Origin of the sequence: Asanoa sp. WMMD1127, from assembly GCF_029626225.1 — a bacterium.
Lineage (GTDB): Bacteria > Actinomycetota > Actinomycetes > Mycobacteriales > Micromonosporaceae > Asanoa.
The window spans coordinates 7,526,014-7,547,290 of the sequence record NZ_JARUBP010000001.1; the positions used below are offsets into that span (position 1 = coordinate 7,526,014).

At 71.1% G+C, this 21,277-nt stretch carries 22 protein-coding genes and 1 other RNA gene; 9 read left to right on the forward strand and 14 right to left on the reverse strand.

Features of this window, described 5'->3' with window-relative positions:
- The first annotated feature begins 88 nt into the window (after positions 1-88).
- The 5 genes from O7635_RS35895 to O7635_RS35915 all read left to right on the forward strand — a co-directional run bounded on the left by O7635_RS35895 (position 89) and on the right by O7635_RS35915 (position 4,327).
- Positions 89-1,420, forward strand: a complete 1,332-nt coding sequence (locus tag O7635_RS35895; RefSeq protein WP_278084933.1) for a glycoside hydrolase family 18 protein — start codon at positions 89-91, stop codon at positions 1,418-1,420.
- Between the two features lie 127 nt (positions 1,421-1,547).
- Positions 1,548-1,787, forward strand: coding sequence for a DUF3311 domain-containing protein (locus O7635_RS35900; RefSeq protein ID WP_278084934.1), 240 nt, complete (start codon positions 1,548-1,550; stop codon positions 1,785-1,787).
- Positions 1,788-1,792: 5 nt separating this feature from the next.
- Positions 1,793-3,469 carry a sodium:solute symporter gene (locus O7635_RS35905; protein ID WP_278084935.1) on the forward strand — a complete coding sequence of 559 codons (1,677 nt, stop codon included), beginning with the start codon at positions 1,793-1,795 and terminating at the stop codon, positions 3,467-3,469.
- Positions 3,470-3,530: 61 nt separating this feature from the next.
- On the forward strand, positions 3,531-4,103 hold the full coding sequence (locus O7635_RS35910; RefSeq protein ID WP_278084936.1) for a DUF2975 domain-containing protein: 573 nt from the start codon (positions 3,531-3,533) through the stop codon (positions 4,101-4,103).
- Positions 4,103-4,327, forward strand: coding sequence for a helix-turn-helix transcriptional regulator (locus tag O7635_RS35915; protein ID WP_278084937.1), 225 nt, complete (start codon positions 4,103-4,105; stop codon positions 4,325-4,327). The genes O7635_RS35910 and O7635_RS35915 overlap by 1 nt, the downstream gene beginning before the upstream one ends.
- Positions 4,328-4,804: 477 nt before the next feature.
- Here the strand turns inward: O7635_RS35915 and O7635_RS35920 are convergent, their stop codons facing one another.
- Positions 4,805-5,569: a sulfite exporter TauE/SafE family protein gene (locus O7635_RS35920; protein ID WP_278084938.1), complete on the reverse strand. Its 765-nt coding sequence runs from the start codon at positions 5,567-5,569 to the stop codon at positions 4,805-4,807.
- Between the two features lie 43 nt (positions 5,570-5,612).
- On the opposite strand from O7635_RS35920, the gene rnpB reads away from it, so the two are divergent.
- Both rnpB and O7635_RS35930 read left to right on the forward strand, forming a co-directional pair.
- Positions 5,613-6,020, forward strand: an RNA gene (rnpB, locus tag O7635_RS35925) — RNase P RNA component class A.
- Between the two features lie 10 nt (positions 6,021-6,030).
- The gene (locus O7635_RS35930; RefSeq protein WP_278084939.1) at positions 6,031-6,756 is read left to right on the forward strand and encodes a hypothetical protein; all 726 of its coding nucleotides are present in this window, start codon (positions 6,031-6,033) and stop codon (positions 6,754-6,756) included.
- A 169-nt stretch (positions 6,757-6,925) separates the two neighbouring features.
- Here the strand turns inward: O7635_RS35930 and O7635_RS35935 are convergent, their stop codons facing one another.
- The 3 genes from O7635_RS35935 to O7635_RS35945 all read right to left on the reverse strand — a co-directional run bounded on the left by O7635_RS35935 (position 6,926) and on the right by O7635_RS35945 (position 8,416).
- Entirely contained in the window at positions 6,926-7,279 is a 354-nt protein-coding gene (locus O7635_RS35935; protein ID WP_278084940.1) for a hypothetical protein, read from the reverse strand.
- A 62-nt stretch (positions 7,280-7,341) separates the two neighbouring features.
- Positions 7,342-7,722, reverse strand: a complete 381-nt coding sequence (locus O7635_RS35940) for a hypothetical protein (protein ID WP_278084941.1) — start codon at positions 7,720-7,722, stop codon at positions 7,342-7,344.
- Positions 7,723-7,837: 115 nt separating this feature from the next.
- Positions 7,838-8,416 (reverse strand): GNAT family N-acetyltransferase, encoded by a 579-nt coding sequence (locus O7635_RS35945; protein ID WP_278084942.1) that lies wholly within the window; start codon positions 8,414-8,416, stop codon positions 7,838-7,840.
- Positions 8,417-8,519: 103 nt separating this feature from the next.
- Here O7635_RS35945 and O7635_RS35950 point away from each other — a divergent pair, with 103 nt between their 5' ends.
- A complete protein-coding gene (locus O7635_RS35950; protein ID WP_278084943.1) occupies positions 8,520-8,927 on the forward strand; it encodes a hypothetical protein in 408 nt (135 codons plus the stop codon).
- Positions 8,928-8,934: 7 nt separating this feature from the next.
- Here the strand turns inward: O7635_RS35950 and O7635_RS35955 are convergent, their stop codons facing one another.
- The 5 genes from O7635_RS35955 to O7635_RS35975 all read right to left on the reverse strand — a co-directional run bounded on the left by O7635_RS35955 (position 8,935) and on the right by O7635_RS35975 (position 13,659).
- Positions 8,935-10,017: a bifunctional RNase H/acid phosphatase gene (locus O7635_RS35955; RefSeq protein ID WP_278085664.1), complete on the reverse strand. Its 1,083-nt coding sequence runs from the start codon at positions 10,015-10,017 to the stop codon at positions 8,935-8,937.
- A 20-nt stretch (positions 10,018-10,037) separates the two neighbouring features.
- Positions 10,038-10,778, reverse strand: coding sequence for a C4-type zinc ribbon domain-containing protein (locus tag O7635_RS35960; protein ID WP_278084944.1), 741 nt, complete (start codon positions 10,776-10,778; stop codon positions 10,038-10,040).
- Positions 10,775-11,611: a Nif3-like dinuclear metal center hexameric protein gene (locus tag O7635_RS35965; RefSeq protein WP_278084945.1), complete on the reverse strand. Its 837-nt coding sequence runs from the start codon at positions 11,609-11,611 to the stop codon at positions 10,775-10,777. Before O7635_RS35965 ends, O7635_RS35960 begins: the two co-directional genes overlap by 4 nt.
- A gap of 250 nt (positions 11,612-11,861) precedes the next feature.
- Positions 11,862-12,422, reverse strand: a complete 561-nt coding sequence (locus O7635_RS35970; protein WP_278084946.1) for a flavoprotein — start codon at positions 12,420-12,422, stop codon at positions 11,862-11,864.
- A 7-nt stretch (positions 12,423-12,429) separates the two neighbouring features.
- A complete protein-coding gene (locus tag O7635_RS35975) occupies positions 12,430-13,659 on the reverse strand; it encodes a helix-turn-helix domain-containing protein (RefSeq protein ID WP_278084947.1) in 1,230 nt (409 codons plus the stop codon).
- Between the two features lie 244 nt (positions 13,660-13,903).
- Between O7635_RS35975 and O7635_RS35980 the strand changes: the two genes are divergently transcribed.
- Entirely contained in the window at positions 13,904-14,566 is a 663-nt protein-coding gene (locus O7635_RS35980; protein WP_278084948.1) for a bifunctional DNA primase/polymerase, read from the forward strand.
- Positions 14,567-14,901: 335 nt separating this feature from the next.
- Here the strand turns inward: O7635_RS35980 and O7635_RS35985 are convergent, their stop codons facing one another.
- The 5 genes from O7635_RS35985 to O7635_RS36005 form a co-directional block, all read right to left on the reverse strand.
- Positions 14,902-15,612, reverse strand: a complete 711-nt coding sequence (locus tag O7635_RS35985; RefSeq protein ID WP_278085665.1) for an FAD:protein FMN transferase — start codon at positions 15,610-15,612, stop codon at positions 14,902-14,904.
- 19 nt (positions 15,613-15,631) lie between these two features.
- Positions 15,632-16,201 (reverse strand): FMN-binding protein, encoded by a 570-nt coding sequence (locus tag O7635_RS35990; protein WP_278084949.1) that lies wholly within the window; start codon positions 16,199-16,201, stop codon positions 15,632-15,634.
- An 11-nt stretch (positions 16,202-16,212) separates the two neighbouring features.
- Positions 16,213-17,553: a ferric reductase-like transmembrane domain-containing protein gene (locus O7635_RS35995; RefSeq protein ID WP_278084950.1), complete on the reverse strand. Its 1,341-nt coding sequence runs from the start codon at positions 17,551-17,553 to the stop codon at positions 16,213-16,215.
- A 79-nt stretch (positions 17,554-17,632) separates the two neighbouring features.
- Positions 17,633-19,000 carry a DUF1501 domain-containing protein gene (locus tag O7635_RS36000; RefSeq protein WP_278084951.1) on the reverse strand — a complete coding sequence of 456 codons (1,368 nt, stop codon included), beginning with the start codon at positions 18,998-19,000 and terminating at the stop codon, positions 17,633-17,635.
- 17 nt (positions 19,001-19,017) lie between these two features.
- Positions 19,018-20,886, reverse strand: a complete 1,869-nt coding sequence (locus O7635_RS36005) for a DUF1800 domain-containing protein (protein ID WP_278084952.1) — start codon at positions 20,884-20,886, stop codon at positions 19,018-19,020.
- Between the last annotated feature and the right edge of the window lie 391 nt (positions 20,887-21,277).

Below are 21,277 nucleotides of genomic sequence, written 5' to 3' on the forward strand. Positions count from 1 at the left end.
TGAGGTTGACGGGCGTCGTATCGACGGCCTACGTTTTGCGCACGCAACAGGAAAGAAGCCTTACTGTTTCCTTCCGACAGGAGTTCAGATGCGCAGAATCGCCGCCGTGGCGGCAATGGCAACGCTCCTCGTCACCGCTGTCGGTGTCGCGCCGGCACAGGCGCAGGGGTCCGGCGACCGCGACCGGGGCTTCCGCCAGGTCGGCTACTTCACCCAGTGGGGCATCTACGGCCGGGCCTTCCCGGTCAAGAAGCTCGACACCTCGGGCGCCGCGGCGCGGTTGACGCACCTCAACTACGCGTTCGGCAACGTCAGTCCCGACGGCAGGTGCTATGTGGACGGTGCCGCGCCCGAGGGTGACCCGTGGGCCGACTACCAGCGGCCGGTGCCGGCCGAGGAGAGCGTCGACGGCGTCGCCGACACGTGGGGCGAGCCGCTCAACGGCAACTTCGGCCAGCTGCAGAAGCTCAAGGTCAAGCACCCTGACCTGAAGGTCCTGATCTCGCTGGGCGGCTGGTCCTGGTCGACGCACTTCTCCGACGCGGCGCTCACCGACGCGTCCCGCAAGGCGTTGGTCGCGTCCTGCATCGACCTCTACCTCAAGGGCAACCTGCCCAACCCCGACGGCAGCGCCGGCGGTCCGGGCACCCTGCACGGCGTGTTCGACGGCATCGACCTCGACTGGGAGTGGCCGGGGGCGCCGGGTGACGTCGACACGGTCTACCGGCCCGAGGACAAGCAGAACTTCACCGCGCTGGTGGCCGAGTTCCGCAGGCAGCTCGACGCCTACGGCCGCACCGAGAAGAAGCACTTCGAGCTGAGCGCGTTCCTGCCCGCCAACCCGGCCAACATCGACGCCGGGTACGAGGTTCCCAAGGTCATGCGCAACCTCGACTTCGCGACCGTCCAGGGCTACGACTTCCACGGCACGTGGGAGGCGACCGCCAACCAGCAGTCGGCGCTGCGCATCCCCGCCGGCGCGCCGGGCCCGACCTTCTCGATCGAGACCACCATCGCCGCCTGGCGGGACCGGGGCGCGCCGCGCGACAAGCTGGTCGTCGGCATTCCCTACTACGGCCGCGGCTGGGCGGGGGTGACCGGCGGGCGCAACGGCCTGTTCGGCACGTCGACGGGCGGCGCGGCGCCGGCCACGTTCGAGGCGGGCTCCGAGGACTACAAGGTCCTCAAGACGAAGGTCGGCACCGACGGCTACCGGGTCTACCGCGACCTGCGCGCCGGCACCGCCTGGCTCTACAACGGCAACACCTTCTGGACGTACGACGATCCGGTGGTCGTTCTCCAGAAGGCCCTGTGGATCCGCACCCAGGGGCTCGGCGGCGCGATGGTCTGGTCGCTCGACGGCGACGACGACAACGCCACCCTGACCAAGACCCTCCACCTGGGGCTTTGGACACCCTGAGCAGCTAAACCGTTCGGCGCAGATGAGGAACCGTTCAGCGCGTCGGCTCCGTTGAACGGCGAGTTGTGTCACACCGGACAGTTAGCCTCCGGCCGTCAATGAGATCCATGACGGCCGGAGGTTTGTCATGAGTGATCCGGAAGTGCGCGCCGAGGGCGCGCCCGCGGTGGCTCGCGCGAAAGACAAGAGCCCGTGGAACTGGTTGCTGTTCGTGCCGATCCTGGTCCCGCTGATCACGCCGCTGTTCAACCATGACTCGCCGCGGCTGTGGGGCTTCCCGACGTTCTACTGGCTGCAGCTGCTGTTCATCGTCCTCGGCGTCACGACGACCACGGTCGTCTACCAGATGACGAAGAAGCGGGGCTGATCGGGATGGGCGACCACGTTACCGAGATCGTCATCTTCACGTTGCTGTTCCTGCTGGTCAGCGGCATGGGCTTCGTGGCCGCGCGGTGGCGCGCGCCCAACGACATGGCGCACCTCGACGAGTGGGGCCTGGGCGGGCGCAGCTTCGGCGGCTGGATCACCTGGTTCCTGGTGGGCGGTGACCTCTACACCGCGTACACCTTCGTCGCCGTGCCGGCCCTGCTCTTCGGCGCGGGCGCGGCCGGGTTCTTCGCCGTCCCGTACACGATCATCATCTATCCCCTGGTCTTCCTCGTCCTGGTGCGGCTCTGGTCGGTCTCGCACCGGCACGGCTTCGTGACGCCGGCCGACTTCGTGCGGTCGCGGTTCCAGTCGCCGACGCTGGCGCTGCTGATCGCGATCACCGGCATCGTCGCCACGATGCCCTACATCGCGCTGCAGCTGGTCGGCATCGAGGCCGTGCTCAAGACGATGGGCGTGACCGGTGACAGCACGATCGCCCGGCACCTGCCGATCATCATCGCGTTCGCGATCCTGGCGGCCTACACCTACCAGTCCGGGCTGCGGGCGCCGGCGCTGATCGCGTTCGTCAAGGACACGCTGATCTACATCGTGATCCTGGTGGCGATCATCTACCTGCCGTACAAGCTGGGTGGTTGGGGCAAGATCTTCGACGCGGCGGACGCGAAGTTCGACGCGTCACCCAATCCCAACGACGGCATCCTGCTGACCGCCGCCAACCAGTGGCAATACATCACGCTGGCCCTCGGCTCGGCGCTCGCGCTGTTCCTCTACCCGCACAGCCTCACCGGCGTGCTGGCGAGCCGCAACCGCGACGTGATCAAGCGCAACATGTCGGCGCTGCCGGCCTACAGCCTGCTGCTCGGCCTGATCGCGCTGCTCGGCTTCATGGCGATCGCGGCCGGCGTCAAGCCGCTGCCGGGTGCCAAGGAGGGCTCGGTCGACAGCAACACGGTCGTGCCGCTGCTGTTCGACCAGCAGTTCCCGTCGTGGTTCGCGGGCGTCGCGTTCGCCGCCGTCGGCATCGGCGCCCTGGTGCCGGCGGCCATCATGTCGATCGCCGCGGCCAACCTGTTCACCCGCAACATCTACAAGGAATATTTGAAGCGCGACGCCACGCCCGCCCAGGAGGCCAACGTCTCCAAGATCACCTCACTGGTGGTCAAGGTCGGCGCGGTCGCCTGCATCGTGTTCCTCGACCCGCAGTTCTCGATCGACCTCCAGCTCATCGGCGGCGTGATCATCCTGCAGACACTGCCGGCGGTGGCGCTCGGCATCTACACCCGGTGGTTCCACCGCGGCGGCCTGATCGCGGGCTGGGTGGCCGGCATGGGCCTGGGCACGTGGATGCTCTACCAGATCCCCAACGCCGCGACGGGCCGCGCCCACTTCGGCGGCTCGGCGTTCCCGCTGGAGAAGTTCGGCTTCATCGACTCCAAGACCACGGTGTACGTGGGTCTGGTCGCCGTGGCCGTCAACCTCGCCGTGGCTGCGCTGGTCACGCTGGCGCTGCGGGCCGGCAACGTCCCGGACGGCGGCGACGACACGCAGCCGGACGACTACTTCGCCGACGAGGGCGACCCGCGGATCTCCGTGCCGGCCCAGCCGGCCGGCGGCACCGACGCCGACCTCGACTCGTCCCCGTCACCGAAGACCGCTTGACAGAACGGCGCCTCCTTATCGACTATCGATGCATCGGTAATCGATAAGGAGGCGCCTCGTCATGAAGTGGACGCGCGACTGGCTTCGCGATCTTCAGCTCCTGATCGGCGCGAGCATGGTCGTCTTCGCCGGGATCATCGTGTTCCGCCTGGTGTCGGTGTTCGCCGGCGGCGCGGTCTGCGCCGGCATCGTCGGCGCGCCGGTCGACGTGGCGGTCACCGGGCTGCGCCCGGGCGCCCAGGCGGCTGACACCGCCGCGGTGTGCGTGGAGTCGCCGTCCGTCAGCCAGGTCATGCTGATGCTGCTCCACGACGGCCCGGCCCTGGTCGCCGCCGGCATCGCGGCCGCCCTGCTCTATCGGATCGTCCGCGACGCCCGCCGGCACGACCCCTTCACCGCGACCACGGTCCGGCGGCTGCGCCAGCTGGCCTGGTTCCTGCTCGTCGCCGGCGTCGTCGTCACGTCGGCCGCCAACACCTCGTCGGGCCTGCTGCTGCACACGATGGTCGAGCGCGGCACCGCCCCCAACCAGGCGATGTGGACCTGGCTGTTCGTGGCCGTCGGCGTGGGGGCGGTCGCCGAGATCGTCAACCGCGGCGTCGCCCTGCGGGCCGAGCTCGACACGGTCATCTGATGCCGCCGGGGGAGGAGCACCGGGTCGAGGTGCACATCGACAAGCTCCTGGCGGAGCGCGGCATGACCCTGACGGAGCTCGCCGACCGCGTCGGCCTCACACTGGCCAACCTGTCGATCCTGAAGAACGGCCGCGCCCGGGCCGTGCGTTTCTCGACCTTGAGCGCGTTGTGCACGGCCCTGGACTGCCAGCCGGGCGACCTCTTCACGGTGCGGGAGCGCTGATCGCCACCAACGGCCGCTCGATGGTGACCGCCCGGGCGCCGCCTGCGCCCGCGACTCGGTCGGCAGCCACGCTCCTCGGCCACGCTCCTCGGCCAGGCTCCTCGGCCGCGCTGCGCGGCCGCGCCCCTCGGCCCGCTGCGCGGCCGCGCCCCTCGTCCGCGCCCCTCGGCCGCGCCCCTCGTCCGCGCCCCTCGTCCGCGCCCCTCGGCCGCGCCCCTCGTCCGCGCCCCTCGTCCGCGCCCCTCGGCCGCGCCCCTCGTCCGCGCCCCTCGTCCGCGCCCCTCGGCCGCGCCCCTCGGCCGCGCCCCTCGGCCGCGCTGGTCGGCGGCGCTGGTCGGCCGCCACTCCGTCGGCCCCCCGCGCCCGCTTCGTAGATCTAGGTAAATTTACGTCGCTCTAGCAGCTGTCGCTCTAGCAGCATTTAATTACCTAGATCTCCATCTGCGGGCCGGCGGCGGCCGCGAGGGTGGTGAAGCGTCAGGTGAAGGCGTGGACCAGTAGGTAGATGCCGATGCCCGTGCCGAAGATGACGATGATCGTCTTCAGGAGGCGGCCCGGTAGGCGGCGGGCCAGGCGGGCGCCGAGGTAGCCGCCGACGATCGTGGCCGGCGCCAGGACCGCGACCGTGGCCCAGTTGACCGGGCCGAACAGGGCGAACACCACGACGGTGGTCAGCCCGACGGTCGCGGACAGCAGGTTCTTGACGGCGGTGACCCGCGCCAGCGTCTCGTCGAGGACCAGCGCCAACCCCGCCACGAACATGACCCCCAGCGCCGCCCCGAAGTATCCACCGTAGACCGCGCCCAGCGCGACCATCGAGTGGAGCATCGCCTGCTGGCGCGCGTGGCTGATCCGGGCCGGATGGCCGACGACGCGCCGCAGCTGGTCCTGGAACGCCAGCACCGCGGTCGCGCCGAGCACCAGGAACGGCACCACCTTGTCGAACGCGGTCTCGGGCGTGATCAGCAGCAGCACGCAGCCCGCGATGGCTCCCGCGACCGCGGTCGGCAGCAACAGCACGGTCCGCCGGAGCTGGCCGCGAAGGTCGTGCCGCGACCCGTACACGCTTGCGAAGTAGCCCGGACACACCGCGACGCTGTTGCTGACGTTGGCGGGCACCGACGGCAGCCCGATCCCGAGCAGCGCCGGGAAGGTGATCAGCGAACCCCCACCGGCGATCGCGTTCATCAGGCCGGCCGCCAACCCGGCGGCGAGCAGCAGAACGGCCTGGGAGAGATCCATCGCAGGGGAGCCTAGCCGCACCGGTACGATGGGGCATGACGGGCGAGTCGGCTGGGCGGTCGCGTCGGCGGCCTGCGAGGGCCGTCGCCGAGGAACGTCCGGACTCCGCAGGGCAGGGTGGTTGTTAACGGCAACCCGGGGTGACCCGCGGGAAAGTGCCACAGAAAACAAACCGCCAGGCGTACGCGCCTGGTAAGGGTGAAACGGCGGGGTAAGAGCCCACCAGCGCACCGGGTGACCGGCGCGGCTCGGTAAACCCCACCCGGAGCAAGGCCAAAAGGGCCGTCCGACCGCAAGGCCGGACGACCTGCGCAGGCGTTCGAGGGCTGCCCGCCCGAGCCTGCGGGTAGGCCGCTGGAGCCTGCCGGCAACGGCAGACCGAGATGGATGGCCGCCACCCGCCGCCGAGAGGCGGCAGGAACAGAATCCGGCGTACAGGCCGACTCGCCCGTCACCTACCCTTGGTCACCCTGTTTGACCTGCTGCTTCGAACGGCAGTGCTGGTCGACGTTGGTCGATGTTGGGTGGCGTTTGACGGCCCGGTGGCGGCCCGGACGGCCCACACACGGCCCACAGACGGCCCGGCGGAGATCGTCTACATCGCGGCCTATCGGCTGGCTTTGACCTTCGCGCTGGTGGCGGTTGTGGCGGTCGGTGGGCCATCCCGTCGCACATCCACGCGGCGCAACCGCGTCTGGAAGGCTGAGCCTATGCAGGTTTCCTCCCCGCCGCCGGAAACGATCGCGGCTGCCACCAGCCCCGACTGGTCAGCTCGAGCCGACGCAGGACGACACCTCGCCGCCTGGGCTGATCAGGACGACATCGCTGTCATCCTCCAAGGGCTCCTGATGGACCGTGGTGACACCGCTGTGGTCGAAGCGACCTGCCTGGCCCTGTTACGCCGCAACGACATTGACGGCGCCCGACTCGTGGCCCGAGCGACCGCCACAGCCGACGACCTCCTCGCCGTCGGCCTCGATCACCTTGACCACCTCCACGACGCCGTAACCACCTACCTCATTCCCGACGGCCCCGCGGATCAACTCCTCGCCCTCTGCGACGCCTTGGCCCCCGACCCCGACCCCGCCACCGCGACTGGAGCCACCCGACTTGCCGACTGGGCACGCCCGTCGTCGCCCGCTGGTGATCAGCCTCATTACCCTGTGCCCAATAACAAGATCGTCTAGCCGGAGCTGTCACGGATCATCTGACCCGGATCCGTAACGCTTCAACTGGAACCCGGCAGACTGTCGTAGGGCCGAAGGCCCTACCCGCCGGAGGCCCACCCGCCGGAAACGGGTTCCCGAGACATCGCCCGAGTGCTGAGTCAGAGGAGTTGGCATCTGCCGGTCGCTCCTATGGCCGGGATTGCGCCTTGTTGCTGCCGGCACGGTCGGCGCGCCACTGGAGGAAGAGGTAGGTGAACAGCAGGCCGAAGAACGCCAACTGGAGCACACCGAGAATGCTCAGGCTCGGTCGTTGCCAGCTACCGGGCATAAGCTCTCGCGCCTCGAACAGAAGCCCCGCAACGCCACCGCAGGTGGCACCCGATGCCCAAAGGCGGGGACGGTATACGGCGCGACCGAACAACCTGGCAGTGCCGCCGCGTCGGCTGCGCGCCAGCACAACCGCGGCTAGAACGATCAGCGCCGTGCTGCCGCTGATGACCACGAACATCAGCACGAGCGAAGCCGCGTCGGGAGACGTCACGGCGTCAGGGTAGCCACAGCGCGCCGCAACCGGGGCTGGCGGTCAGCTCGCGCCAGGAGTCATTACTGGCGTCCATGGTGTTGGGGGCCGGCTCCCTTTCGCGCCGCGCGCTCGCTGCTCAGATATCGAACCGGCTTGCCGAGCGACTCCGCGTAGGCGATCTCCTTTCGGGTCGACTCGCCCAGGTAGCCGCCGGGGTCCACGATGTACACCTCGTCAGCCATGCGGATCTTCTGGAAATGCACCGCGCCGAGCCGCTCCTTCAGGGCCGAGGTGTCGGCTGTGTCGGGGAGGCTGAACATCCCGAGGCTGATCACGACGCAACCTTCCAGCGTGAGCCGCTGGTTGACCTCCGCGAACTCGGCCTCGAACCTGGTCGAGCCGCAGAGCGTGATGACCTTCGCCTCGCCCTTGGCCGACTGCGGCGCCTGCCGATTCTCCATAAGAGTCATGATCGGTGAACGGGCGGACGGAGTCCATCGCCGTCGCGGAGCCTCGCGTGCCATCGCCGGTCAGTTCGGGTGGAACTCACGGCCTAGCCTGACACCTGGCCAAGTCTCAGGCGGGATCGACCGTCTTCACCATCACGCAGTTCTTCAGCCCCTTGGGCCGGTCGTAGGTGAAGCCGAGCCGTTCGTAGAGGCGACGCGTGCCGTTGTAGAGGAAGGACGACGACATCTTCTTGGTCTGGTTGGTCAGGTCGTGCGGGTAGCTCTCGACCCGTCCCCCGCCGGCCTGGGCGATGAGGTCCAGCGCGCCGGTGATCGCCAGCTCGGTCACGCCTTGTCGCCGGTGGCGCTTGTCGACGAAGACGCAGGTGATCCGGTAGTCGGGGTCCGCCGCCTTCGTGGCGTCGTACTCCTTGCGGTGGTGGATGCTGGGCAGCTCGACCGGGGTGCCGTACTGCGCCCACGCGATGGCCTCGGCGCCGTCCATCACCAGCGCGGCGTGCGCCTGGCCCTGCTCGACGTACGCCTTCTTCAGCGCCCGGTTGACCTCCGCGCCCTGGCCGCGCTCGGGCCCGTCGGGGTGGAACCAGATGCACCAGCAGCCCCCGAAGATGCCGTTGTGCCGCAGCACCAGCGCATCGAAGGCCGGCCAGGTTTCGGAGCTCAGCGGCGCGATGGTGTACGACATGCGTGCACGATTTCACACAGCGCTGCCCTGTGTGACCCGCCGTCACCCGAGGTGGGTCCACCGAGGTCACACGAAGATCGCGAGGGCGCTAACGTATCGAGCCATGTTGGTTCGGCCGACCGCGGTCTGGCGGGAGACGGTGGCGCGGGAGGCGGCCGCGCTCGCGGCCGGCAGCCTTGATCCCGCCGACGCCTTCGCGGTCGCGCTCTGGCCCGAGGCGATGATCCGCGAGACCGAGGCCGTGCTGGACCTCTTCGAGGACGACGTCACCCACCTGGTGCGCCAGCCCGCCACCGACCGCGAGCTCAGCGCCGTCATCGAGGTCACGGTGAAAGCCCTCAACGCCGTCAACGCGCGCCACGGCGGCCGCGCCTACGAGACCGGTGAGCGGGAGCTGCTCTGCGCCTACATCGAACACGTGCTCGACGACGCCGGGATCGACGTCGACGCGTTCGCCGCGCGCCACCGGCTCACCCGGCACGAGATCACCGACCGGTGGCGCACGTGGTGACGACGACTCAGCGCAGGTGGGACGTGTCGTTGACCGTCCGCACCGCCACCCCGCCGTCCGGCCAGTAGTCCACAGTCGACAACCCGGCCGGGTCCAGATAGAGCCGGTGCAGGAAGCCGTCGCCGCCCGCCAGGGCGTCCCGAAGGATGAGCTTCAGCGGCGACACGTGGGAGACCACCACGACCGCGCTCGACGGATAGGCGGACTGCAGCGCCGCCACCGCCCTGCGGGCCCGGGTCGCCACCGCCGTGAAGGACTCGCCGTCCGGCGGCGCCACCGACGGGTCCGCCAGCCACGCGTCCAGCTCAGCGGCCCAGCGCGACCGTACCTCCGCGAACGTCAGGCCTTCCCACGACCCGAAGTCGCACTCGATCAGATCGTCGTCGACGCGGACCGGCACCCCGCCGCCCAGCTCCCGGGCGATCGCCTCCGCCGTGGCCACACACCGCGACAGCGGCGAGCTCACCACCGCGACCGCGTCCGGAGCGCGGGCCGCCACGACGACCCCGGCCGCCGTCGCCTGGGCCTCCCCGACGGTCGACAACGGCACGTCGCCCCGCCCCGAATAGCGGCCCTGGGCGGTCAGCGCCGTCGCACCGTGCCGCACCAGCAGCAGCCGGGTCGCGCCCGACAGCGGCCGCGGCTCCCACGACCGGGGTGCGGACGCCGCCGCCGGCGCGGCGCTGGACACCGGGGCGATGCCCGCGGCCGCGTCCATGGCCGCGTTGGCCAAGGCGTCCGCGTGGGTGTTGCGGTCGCGCGGTATCCAGGTGAACGACACCCGGTCGAACCGGCTGACCAGCGACGCCGCCTCGGCCGCCAGGGGGCGCAGGCCGGCGTTCTTGATCTGCCAGCGGCCCGACATCTGCTCGACGACCAGCTTGGAGTCCATCCGGACGTCCACCTCGGCCGCGCCCAGGTCGACCGCGGCCTGCAGCCCGGCGATCAGACCGCGATATTCCGCCACGTTGTTCGTCGTGATCCCGAGCGCCTCCGAGCGCTCGGCCAGCACGTCACCGGAGACAGACCGGACCACCGCGCCGTAACCGGCCGGCCCCGGATTCCCCCGGGCGCCCCCGTCGGCCTCCATGACCACCCGGGTCGGCGCACTCACAGGCCGGACTCCGCGGTCCGCACCATGATCCGCCGGCATTCCTCGCAGCGGACGACCTCGTCGGGCGCCGTCGCCTTGATCCGGGCCCGGTCCGCGCCGGACAGCTCGATGCGGCACCCGCCGCAACGACCCGCGGACAGCAACGCCGCGCCCAGGCCGCCCGACGACGCCCGGATCTTGTCGTAGAGCGCCAGCAGATCGTCCGGAATGTCCCCGGCAACCGGCCCCCGGGCCGAGATCCGCGACTGCTCGTCAGCGGTGATCTCGGCGAGCAGCTCGTCGCGGCGCACCTCAGTGTCACCGCGCCGGCCGCGGGCCGCCTCCAGCCGGCCGACGACCTCGTCGAGCGACCCCTGCGCGGTCTCCCGCTGCTCCATCAGCTCCAGCTCGGTGTCCTCGAGCTCCGACTGGCGCCGGGTCAGCGAGACCAGCTCGTGCTGGATCGCCTCCAGCTCGCGGGCCGGACCGCTGCCCATGGTGAGGCGGGCCTGGTCACGGTCCTTGCGGGCGCGTACCTGCTCGACGTCCTTCTCCATGCGGGCGATGTCACGGTCGAGGTCGTCGACCGCCACCTGGGCCCGGACCCGCTCGTCCTCGAGCGCCGACAGCTCCCGGGCCAACGTCTCGAGCTCGGCGTGCTCCGGGAGGCTCCGGCGCCGGTGGGCGAGCTGGGCGAGCGCGGTGTCGATCGCCTGGAGGTCGAGCAGCCGGCGCTGCGCCTGTGGTTCGGCCTTCACGGAAGCGGCTCCTTCGGCGGGGTGCGTGGGACGGACGCGGCGTGCAGCGTCCACGGGTCGGTGTCGAGGTCCGAGACCAGCACGTCGACCTCCAGCGTGGCACGCAGGAAGCCGGCCAGGTCGTCGAGCCACGGGCGCTCGGTCGCCCAGTGTGCCGCGTCGAGCAGCGCGGGGCCACCTCCGGCGACCGCCTCGCTGGCGGGATGGTGGCGCAGGTCCGCGGTGAGGTAGGCGTCGACGCCCGCGGCCGCCGCCGCGCCCAGGAACGAGTCGCCGGCGCCGCCGCAGACGGCCACCGTCGAGATCACCCGGTCGGGGTCACCCGCGGCCCGGACGCCCCACGCGGTCCGCGGCAGCACGGCGGCGGCCTGCGCGGTCAAGGCGGACAGCGGCCGCGGCACGGGCAGCCGCCCGATGCGCCCGGTGCCCCGGGCGGAGTCGGGGACGGGCACCAGCGGGCGCAGGTCGACCAGCCCCAGCCGGGCGGCCAGCGCGTCGGACACTCCGGGCGACGCCACGTCGGCGTTGGTGTGGGCGGTGAACAGCGCCACGTCGTTCTTGACCAGCGAGTGGACGATCCGTCCTTTGTAGCTGGTCGTGGCCACCGACGACACACCCCGCATCAGCAGCGGATGGTGCGCCACGATCAGGTCGGCGCCGACGTCGACCGCCTCGGCCACCGTCTCGGGCACGCAGTCGACCACACACAGGATCCGGCCGACCGACGCCGACGGATCGCCGACCACCAGGCCGACCCGGTCCCAGTCTTCCGCCCACGCGGGTGGATAACGGTCGTCCAGGGCCGCGACGGCCGCCGCCACACTCGTGTTCATCGGCGCAGAGCTTACCGCCGCGCCGCGGCGATCAGGCCCACGCCGGCCGAGGCCGGATCAACATGCGGACTCGGGCCCGTCGTGGGCCCGACCGTCGCTCCCGCCAGGGACCGCTCCGCTGCGCTGCGCTGCCAGGTCCGCGGCGGGTCGCGGACACGAGCAGAGCCGCGGACAGCCGCAGGACCGCGACAAGCCGCCGACAGCCGCAGGACCGCGACAGGCCGCGGACAGCCGCAGGAGCCGTGGCCGGTTATTCGGCAAGGACCCGGTGGTCGCCCGACAGGCGCACGTCGAGGGCGTCCAGGGCGAGGTGCCAGGGAAACACGTCGACCAGGTCTCCCCCGGTGCCCGGCGGGTGCAGTGGCAGCACGTCGTCGCCGAAGAGCACCGTGATGCCCCATGACCGCAGCCGGTCCAGCGACTCGCGGAACGCCGGGTGGGCGCCCATCGCCGCGTTGGTGAACGGCATCGCCACGATCGGCAGGCCCTTGCCCTGACCCTCGACCACCAGCCCGAGGGCGAGCGTGTCGGCGATCCCGACCGCCCACTTGTTGACCGTGTTGACGGTGGCCGGCGCCACGACGATCGCGTCCGGCGCCGGCAGCACGTCGGGGTCGCCGGGGTTCTTGTAGAAGGAGCGCACCGGGTGCCCGGTCAGCCCGGCCAACGCCGGCACGTCGACGAACTTGCGCCCGTCGGGCGTGGTGACGACGCAGACGTCCCATCCGCGCTGTTTGGCCAGGTCGACCAGCCGGGCGATGCCGCGGGAGATCGGCGAGCCGCAACAGATCGCGTAGAGAACGCCTCTCATACCGCCACTAAACTCCGACGCCCATGTGCTCCGCCAGTTCGGCGACCGCCGGTGGCGGTGTGCCGCGGGTGCGGCGCAGGACGTCGGACATGACCTCGTGGGCGATCGGCCGGCAGCGGATCTCCGAGGGGGCGAGCCGGTCACCCTCCAGGAGCATCTCGCTGGCCTTCTCGACGTCGCCCATCTGCGCGAAGCCGCGGGCGATGTCGAGCAGGTGATGGGCCCGGCGCTCGGGCAGCAGGCTGGCGAAGCCCTCCTGGTCGATGCCCTCGTGCACCTCGACGGCCGCACGGCCCTCGCCGAGCTCCACGGCCGCGGCGGCCCGGTGCACCTTGACGTTGGTCGGCCCGAAGCACGTCCAGTAGTGGTTGTGGTCGCCGCCGACCGCCTCGGCCGCCTCTTCGGCGCCGTTGAGCAGGTCGCGCACCGTCGCGCCGTCGCCGATCCGGGCGGACGCCATGGCCCCCTGCAGCAGCAGCATCCCGTAGACCGACATCCGCTGGGGGTCGCTGTCGTTGCCGCCGCCGGGCGCCAGCCGGTTGGCGATGTTGACGTTGACCTCGAGGGCGGGGCGGGCCCGGCCGAGCGCGAGCAGCGCGCTGCCGACCCGGTAGGTGGCGGTACCGGCGAGCAACGGGTCGCCGGCCCGCTGGGAGACGGCGATCGACCGGTCGGCGGCCAGCCAGGCCAGCTCGTGCTCACCGAGCTTGCGCAGCGACGACGAGGCGATCTGGTAGACCTGCCCGAGCAGGTGCGCCGCGGCGGTGGCGTCGGAGCCCCCGGAGTAGGCGGTGTCGGCGGCCTGTGCGTCGCGCAGCAGCTTGGGCAGCGCCCGGGCCAGCACACCGTATTTCGCGTGCTGGAACGTCAGCCAGGCGTGGCTGACCGCCTTGCGCATCTCGGTAAGCGGCTGCGGGTTGGGCTGCGTGTCGAAGAACGCGCTGATCGAGTCGTAGCGCTCCAGGGCGGCCCGGATCTCCTCGACCTCGACCTGGTCGATGCAGTTGATCGCGTCCGGTCGGCGTTCCGGGTCCTTGCCCAGCAACAGCTGCACATCCAGCTGGAGGACGTCGGCGATCTCGTAGACCACCGAGAACTTGTCTAGCCGGCGGACACCCCGCTCGACCTTGTCGACCCAGCTCTTCGACTTGCCCAGCCGGTCGGCGAAAACCTGCTGGGACATCCGCCGGCGGGCGCGCCAGTAGGCGACGCGGCGACCGATGGGGAGCTCATCCATGTCCGTCCTCCCCCCTGGTCGTACAGGGGCTGTCTGATTCGGGGCTTGCTGGGCGGTGTTGCGGATATCACCCGTTTGTGCCGATCGCACATCGAGTGCGTTTCCTGTCACAGCTGCGCTCGTAGTTTTCGATTGCAAGTTGCATTCGGCTATCTGTCAAACGCAACGACCGCGTGTCGATCCGAGATACGGCGCCGACCACCTGCTAGGGCGAGTCGGACCCAGACGTAGGGAGTTTCTGACCATGCGGTGGACTATCCGACCACCATTCGCCCGACTCACGCTGCGTCGGTCGGCGGTGAAATATGCCGACCACCGCTGGGACGTGGTGCCCGGCGCCTGGCTCGACGGCAGCCGGTTCGCGTGCGAGCGGGCGGGTTGCCCGACGACGACCTGCCACCCGGCGGTCGACAGTTGGGAGCGGCGCGCCAGCGCCGACCCGTCCACGGTGGAGGGTTGGTGGAAGCAGCGGGCGCACGCGGTGCTGCTCGCCACCGGGCGCGCCTTCGACGTGCTCGAGGTGCCCAACACGCTGGGCGGCCGGGTGCTGGCCGCGGCGCGGCTGCACGCCGGCGTGCTCGGCCCGGGCCGCCTGCAGGTGACCGGGCCCGTCGCCGCCACGCCACTCGGCCGGTGGATGTTCCTGGTGCGGCCGGGTGACCCGCTGCGGCCGGAGCTCGAGAACTCGCTCGACGTGGTGCGCCACGGCACGGGCTCGTGGGTGCCGGCCCCGCCGACCCGGCTGCCCGAGGGCGCCGTGCGCTGGGTCGTGCCACCGGAAGACGTCGCCTGGAGCCTGCCGGACTCCTACGCCGTGCAGCGGATGATCGTCGACTCGCTCTTCACCCGACTGGCCGGCCTGCCGCACCTGCCCCGCCAACTGTCCACCACCCGCCGGGCGGCGTGACCGGGTCGCCGAATCGCGCATCCCGTCGACGAGACCACGCAAGATCCCGTCAACAGGACGCGAGAACTCGCACGTCCGGCCGGGCGACCGGTCGTTGATGCAGGTGGCAGCGCATTTCGGCGCGCGACGGGGAGGGGCGCACATGTTAGGTGACAAGGTAACGGCGGTCTCCGCGCAGGTCGACCCCCTGAACGGCGGACATCGATGCCAACGATGGGCCGGCACCCGACCAGCCGGATCGCGGCCGGCCGGCTCGCGACCGAACGGGTCACGCCCCGCCGGCACCCACCGTCCGGTCCGCCGTTGAATGCACACGAGTTACCATGGTAGTCGTCCTAAGCTGCGACTGACAGGGCCGGGGAGGTGAGCTTGCGTCCCTCGTCGGTGACGACAACACAGTCATATCCGACGAGATCCCCCAGCCAGCGCACCCCGGCCGGGCCCATCGCCAGCGCCGCCGTGGCGTAGGCGTCCGCCGTGCCCAGGTCCGGGCCGATCAGTGTGACCGACCGGAGCCCGGTCGACGGCCGGCCCCGCCGCGGGTCGACGACGTGGTGCCCGCGCTCGTAGACGCCGGACGTGGCCACCGCCAGGTCGGTGCCGGAGACCACGTGGCAGGCGGCCCGCGCGTTCCACGGATGGCGGATGCCGATCCGCCACGGCCGGCCCGACGGGGCGTGGCCCCGCACCCGCACGTCGCCGCCGGCGTTGACACAGTGGTCGGTCGCGCCCGCGGCCAGCAGCCGGTCCGACGCGACCTGCACCGACCAGCCCTTGACGAACCCCGACGGGTCCAGCCGGCCGGTGGCGTACCCGTCGAAGTAGCCGTCGGTCTCGCCCCACAGGTCCGCGCAGCGGGACAGCACCGACCGGAAGTCGGCGGAGGCGTCGGCCAGAGCCAGCTCCCCGCGGTCGAAGCGGCACACCTCGCTGCCCGCCTTGAACGTGCTGAACCGGGCGTCGACCTCGTCGAACCAGGCGAACACCTCGTCGAGCAGCGCGGCCGAGCCACCGGTGGCCAGCTCGACGCTGATCATGGTGCCCATGCACGCGCGCACCCGGAACTCAGTCACGCTCGCCCTTCTTCATCCGCTCGATCGCGACCCGCAGCGACTCCCGGTAGCTCTCGCTGGTCTCCGTCGCGCCCGACACGGTGTCGAGGTCGGCGCCCTGCTCCCGCACGGCCTCCTCGCCCAGCTGGGACTCGACGAGCGCGCTGAGCTGGTCGGAGCGGGCCTCCAGGTCGGGCATCTCCAGCGTGCGCACGCGCTCGATGCGGTTGCCGGAGAGGTCGATGACGACCTGGACCGCGCCGTACGGGTTCTCCACCCGCGGCCCGACCACCTTGTTCGACTTGGGCGCGGCGGGCGGCGGAGCGGCCGCGGTGTCGCCACCGCCGGACTTCGGCTTGGTGGTGCTCTTCTTCCCGCCCGACGGCGTCGGCGACTTGGCGGCCGGCTTGTCCGGGGCGGCCGAGGCCGGCGGCGTGGCCGGGGCGCTGCCCGAGGCGGACGGGGTCGGGCCGGCGTTGGCCGCCGCCACCGAGGCCGGCGCCGCGTCGGAGCCGCCCTTGGCCACGACCAGCAGCGAGGTGCCGGCGGCGAGCCCGGCAACGGCCAGCACGGCACGGCGCACGGGAGTTCCTCCTAGAGTTCGAAAGCGGCGAGGTGGATCTTCTTGCGGGGTACGCCCGACCGGCGCACGACCTTCTGCGCGGACTCGACGAACCCCGGCGGCCCGCACAGCCAGACGTCCCGCTGGGCGAGGTCGGGCACGAGCCGGCGCAGCCCGTTGGGGCTCATCACCTGGCGCGGCCCGGGGTCGGTGCGGGCCCCGATCACGTACCAGACGTCGAGGTCGCGGGCCTCGGCCAGCCAGTCGATCTCGCGCTGCAGCACCACGTCGGCCGGCGTGCTGGCCCGGTAGACCAGCGTCGCGCCGGGCGGCAGCTCCTCGAGCATCGCCCGGATCGGGGTGATGCCGATGCCACCGGCGATCAGCAGCGAGCGGTGCGCGGTGCGCTGGGCGGCGGTGAACGAGCCGCGGGGCCCGATAGCCCAGACCCGCGCGCCGGCGTCGAGGTCGCGCAGCTCGCGGGTGAACTTGCCGACCACCTTGACGGTCAGCCGCAGCCAGCGCCCGTTCTGGGCGGCGGAGACGGAGAACGGGTGCGACTGCCACCACAGCCCGTGGGACAGGAAGCGGAACCGGAACCACTGTCCACCCAGGACCTTGAGCCGGTCGAGGTTGCGGCCGGTGAGGTAGATGGAGATGGTGTCCGGTCCCTCGGCGACCACGTCGGCCACGCGCAGGGCGTACCGCAGGTTGAAGAACAGAGGCGCGATCACCCGGCCGTACGCGAGCACGACCACCACGCCGATGTAGGCGGCCAGCCAGCCCGTGCGCACGATGCCCGGCTTGAACAGCTGCTGCCCCAACGAGAACTGGTGCCCGAAGGAGAGGTAGAGCACCAGGTACGTCGACATGTGCAGCCAGCGCCACATCTCGTAGGGCATGGCATTGCGGACCGCCCGGATCGAGAACAGCCCGACCGCGGTGAGGATGCCGGCCGACAGGAACGCCGTGAGCATGTCGGGCACGCCGGTGATCAGCACCCGGGCCTCGACCAGCGGGTTGAAGCCGTCGAGGGCGCCGTAGCCGACCAGGATCAGCGCCATGTGGCCGAGCACCGCGACGATCAGCGCGCCGCCGATGTCGCGGTGCCAGCGCGTCATCAGCTCCTCGCCGGCCAGCCGGTCGAGCAGCCGCAGCCGGCTCATCAGCAGGATCTGGACGAGCATCACGTAGCCCGCGACCAGGCCGACGATCCGGCCCGCGGCCAGCGTGACGGCGCCGGTGTCGGAGAGCGAGCCGGCCGGCGTGGTCAGCCACCAGGGCAGCACGGCCAGCACCAGCCCGACCCAGAACCCCAGGACGAGCAGGCGGCGGCCGGTGGCGCCGCGCCGGGCCGGAAGGTTGACGGGCATGCGCGCGGGTCGGCCGCCGGACCGAAGCGGGGGGTCCTCGGTCCGGCGGCGACCCGCCACTACGGCGCCCGTGGGGTAGTCACGCAAAGAGCTTCACCGGGGCGTACTTCTGTCGGGGGAAGATCTTGTCCACCTCGGCATTGGTCAGGCCGAATCGGCCCTGCGCGACGGCGCCGTAGACGTTGAACATGTTGTTGTACTCCGGGACGTTGCCGCCGTCCAGCTTCTCCAGCCCGTCCCAGCGGCCGAGCAGGTTGCCGGCCAGCTTCTTGCCGGACAGCAGCGCGATCACGCCGCCGTGCCCGTGGTCGGTGCCACTGCCGTTCTGGCTGACCCGGCGGCCGAACTCGCTGGACACCATCACGGTCACGTCGGCCGCGGCGGGGCCCAGGTCGTCGAAGAAGGCGGCCATCGCGGCGGCGAGCTCGTTCATGTGGTTGAAGACGTAGCCGCCCTGGGTGCCCTGGTTCTCGTGGGTGTCCCAGCCGCCCATGCCGATGGTCGCCACGCGGACGTTGGCGCCACCCTTGATCAGCTGCGCGAGCTGGCGGAACGCGTTGCCGATCCCCTGGTATTCGACGCCCTCGGCCGGCTCGTAGCCCTCGGCGGCGAGCTTCTGGGCCAGGCTCAGCGCCGCGAGGCCCTCCTGCACCGACTCCTGCACCGGGTGGTTGATACCCGTGAACAGCGACTTGATCGCCTTGGCGGTGCCCGCCCGGAACCGCTGGTCGCCGTTGAGGTTGAAGGAGCCGACGCTGTTCATCGCGATCGCGCCGTTGTTGCCGACCAGCGAGCGGGGCAGCGTGCTACCGATCCCCACGCTGCGGAACGCGGTGCCCGGGCCGAGCGCGTCGACGAGGCTGTCCAGCCAGCCCCGGCCGCCGGTCTCCCCCGGCAGGCCGCCGAGGTTGCAGGCGTCCGCGGCCTGGAAGTGGCTGAGCGACAGGCGCGGGTCGGTCACCGCGGGCACGAAGCCGAGCTGCCCGGCGTTGAGGTATTTCCGCAACGGCTCGAACGAGCCGGAGAGCCGGAACCCGCGCTGCAGCGCGATCCCGCCGTTCTCCGGGATCAGCTGGTCCGGCCGGACCTTGGCCAGCACCGGGTCCTCGGCCGGCGCCACCATCGCGAGGCCGTCCAGCCCGCCGTAGAGGAAGACGTGGATCAGCGTCCCGGTCTTCGTCGCCGCGAAGCTCGCCCGGGTCGAGACGAACTGCGTGGTGGCCAGGGCCGTCGCGGTCGCCGCGGCGCCGGTGACGAACGTCCGGCGGGTGATGCCGCGGCCGTCCTGCTGCGCCTCCTCGAGCTCGTTGAGCTGCTGGAGGCGGTCGCGCTCGGCCGCGTTCTCGGCCTCGACGGCCATGGCCTCGGCCCGCAGCACGGCGTCGGCCCGGTTGTCGGCCAGCCGGGCCAGGTCCGGGCAGTCCGGGTGGATGGGGAAAGTCGACACGCTGCTCTCCATGGGGATCACCGGAGGTGGTGCTGCGGGGATGCGAGCAGCGCCCGCACGATGGACGTCAGGGCGCCGTTGAACGACGCGTCGACCCTGGTGCCGGCGGAGACCCCGGCGATGGCGAGGACCGCCGCCTTCTCCTTGGCGCTCAGCGTCTGGTGCACGAGGCGCTTGGCCAGCGCGTCGACGAAGGCGCCCGCGGTGGCCGGCGGCTTGGAGCCGGCGAACTTCTCAGGATCGACGTACGAGAACTGCCGGCGGTTGCCGTTGATGATGTCCAGGGCCTCGTTCCAGCCGTTGATCATCGTGCCGGCCGACGTCCACGCGACGAACACGTCGGGGTAGCCGTTGGGCGTCGCCTGGCCGGTCGGGAACTGGCCGAGCTCCTCCATCTTGTTGCGGATCTGCCGCAGCCCCTGCGCGAACGGCGGGCGGTTCTGGTTGCCCTGCTGGAAGCCGGGGCTCGGCGTCGGCGAGACGCCCAGCGTGCGGTAGGTCGCGGCCAGGTACTCCATCGGCCGGCGCACCTTCTGGCCGACGGCGGCCCAGAACTCCGACGACCGGAACAGCGTCATCAGGAGCGGCTTGATGGCGCCGCGGTCGTTGAGGTAGGCCTTGGCCAGCCGGTCGACCAGCGACTTGGGCGGCGCGTCGGAGACGAACCGGGTGGCCAGGTTCAGCGCGATGTAGCGGGCCGTCGACGGGTGCAGGGCGAGATAGCGGAAGTACATGTCGCTGGCCGCCTCGCCACCCTCGGCGGTCTTGTTGGGGTGACTGAACCCCATGATCTTGACGGGGCCGACGTGGTGCCGCTCCGGCTGGAACACGTACTGGTCGTCGCGTACGCCGCGGCCGGTCTGCAGCAGCGCCGCCTGCTTGACGTCCTTCTCGGTGTAGCCACCGTCGACGCCGACCGAGTAGAGCTCCAGGTTCTCGCGGGCCAGGTTCTCGTTGACGTTGTCCTTGGAGGACTGGTTCTGGTTGAGGTAGATCAGCAGCGCCGGGTGGCGGTTCGCGGCGACCAGCATGTCCGAGTAGTTGCCCAGCGCATGCTTGCGGATGACGTCCCGGTCGAAGCTCGACCGCACCATGTCGGAGCCGTCGAAGAACGGGCCGACGTGCAGGAAGTCGTTCCAGAAGTCGACCATCACCTCGAACAGCTGCCGGTCCGAGAAGATCATGCGGCCGACCGCGGCGTCGACGACCTCCTGGTCGGCCTGGGCCCCGCGCTCGTTGAGCGCCTCCCGGTTGGCCCGCACCTGCGGGATCGACATGGACAGCGTGCTCAGCTCCGAGAGCTTCAGCTCGCCGGGCGTCGGCGCGATCTTCGCCGGGTCCAGCTGGAGCCGGAGCCACGCGTCGATGCCGAGCCGGCGGATGTCGCTGATCACCTTCGGTGTCGGCCCGAAGGTGGCCCGCCGGGCCAGGTGTACGACCGGGTCCTTGGCCAGGACGGTCTTGACGGTCACCTTGGTGTTGGCCGCCGCCGCGCTCGGCGTCGCGTAGAGCTTGCCGGTGGCCGGCGCGTTCTTGCGCAGCTCGTTGCCGGCCCGCGAGCCCATGTAGGACTCGTTCTGCTCGGTGTAGGTGCGCACCGTGCTCGGCTGCTGCTGGGCCGGGGAGTCGGCGATGGCGTTGTTGAGCTCGGCCGCCGTGGTGTCGACGCCGTCGCCGCCCAGCACCCTGTCGATCAGGTCGCGGCCGACGCCGGTGAAGCTCAGCGCGCCGGCGCCGCCGGCCACCGCGACCGCGCCGCCGAGGGCGAGGAGGGCGCGCCGCCGACCCTTGTCGGGTGCGCCGCCGTCGTCGTCCTCGTCGTCCTGCTCGTAGATCTCCGGCAGGCCGGCGACCGAGTCGGCGCCGAGACCGCCGTCGGGCCCCACCCAACGCGGTCCGCGCTGCTGGGGTGGTGCGTATGTCGCGGGCCGCTCACGGTACCTGTCCGTGGTGGGGTGCGGCCGGCTGTCCCAGCGGCCGTCGTCGCCCGGCCATTCTGGGGACACGTTCCGGTTGGCCATGTACGGATCCCGCTTCTCGCGAGTGACGCCGCGGCCGTCCGCGGCGAGGGTCGTCACGGAAGTTAAGCCACGTACCGACCCTGCTCAAGGGCGGTTTTCGGGTGGTAGGCGGGCCCACTTAAGACATCACGAGTCGATCACCACGCAGGCCCACGGCGGGGTCGAAGGCAGCACGCTGCTTCGATGTCTGGCTGCGTGACCTGCGGCGACCGGCAGAACGGCCCTGCTGGCGACGGTCCTAAGCAAGCACCACAGG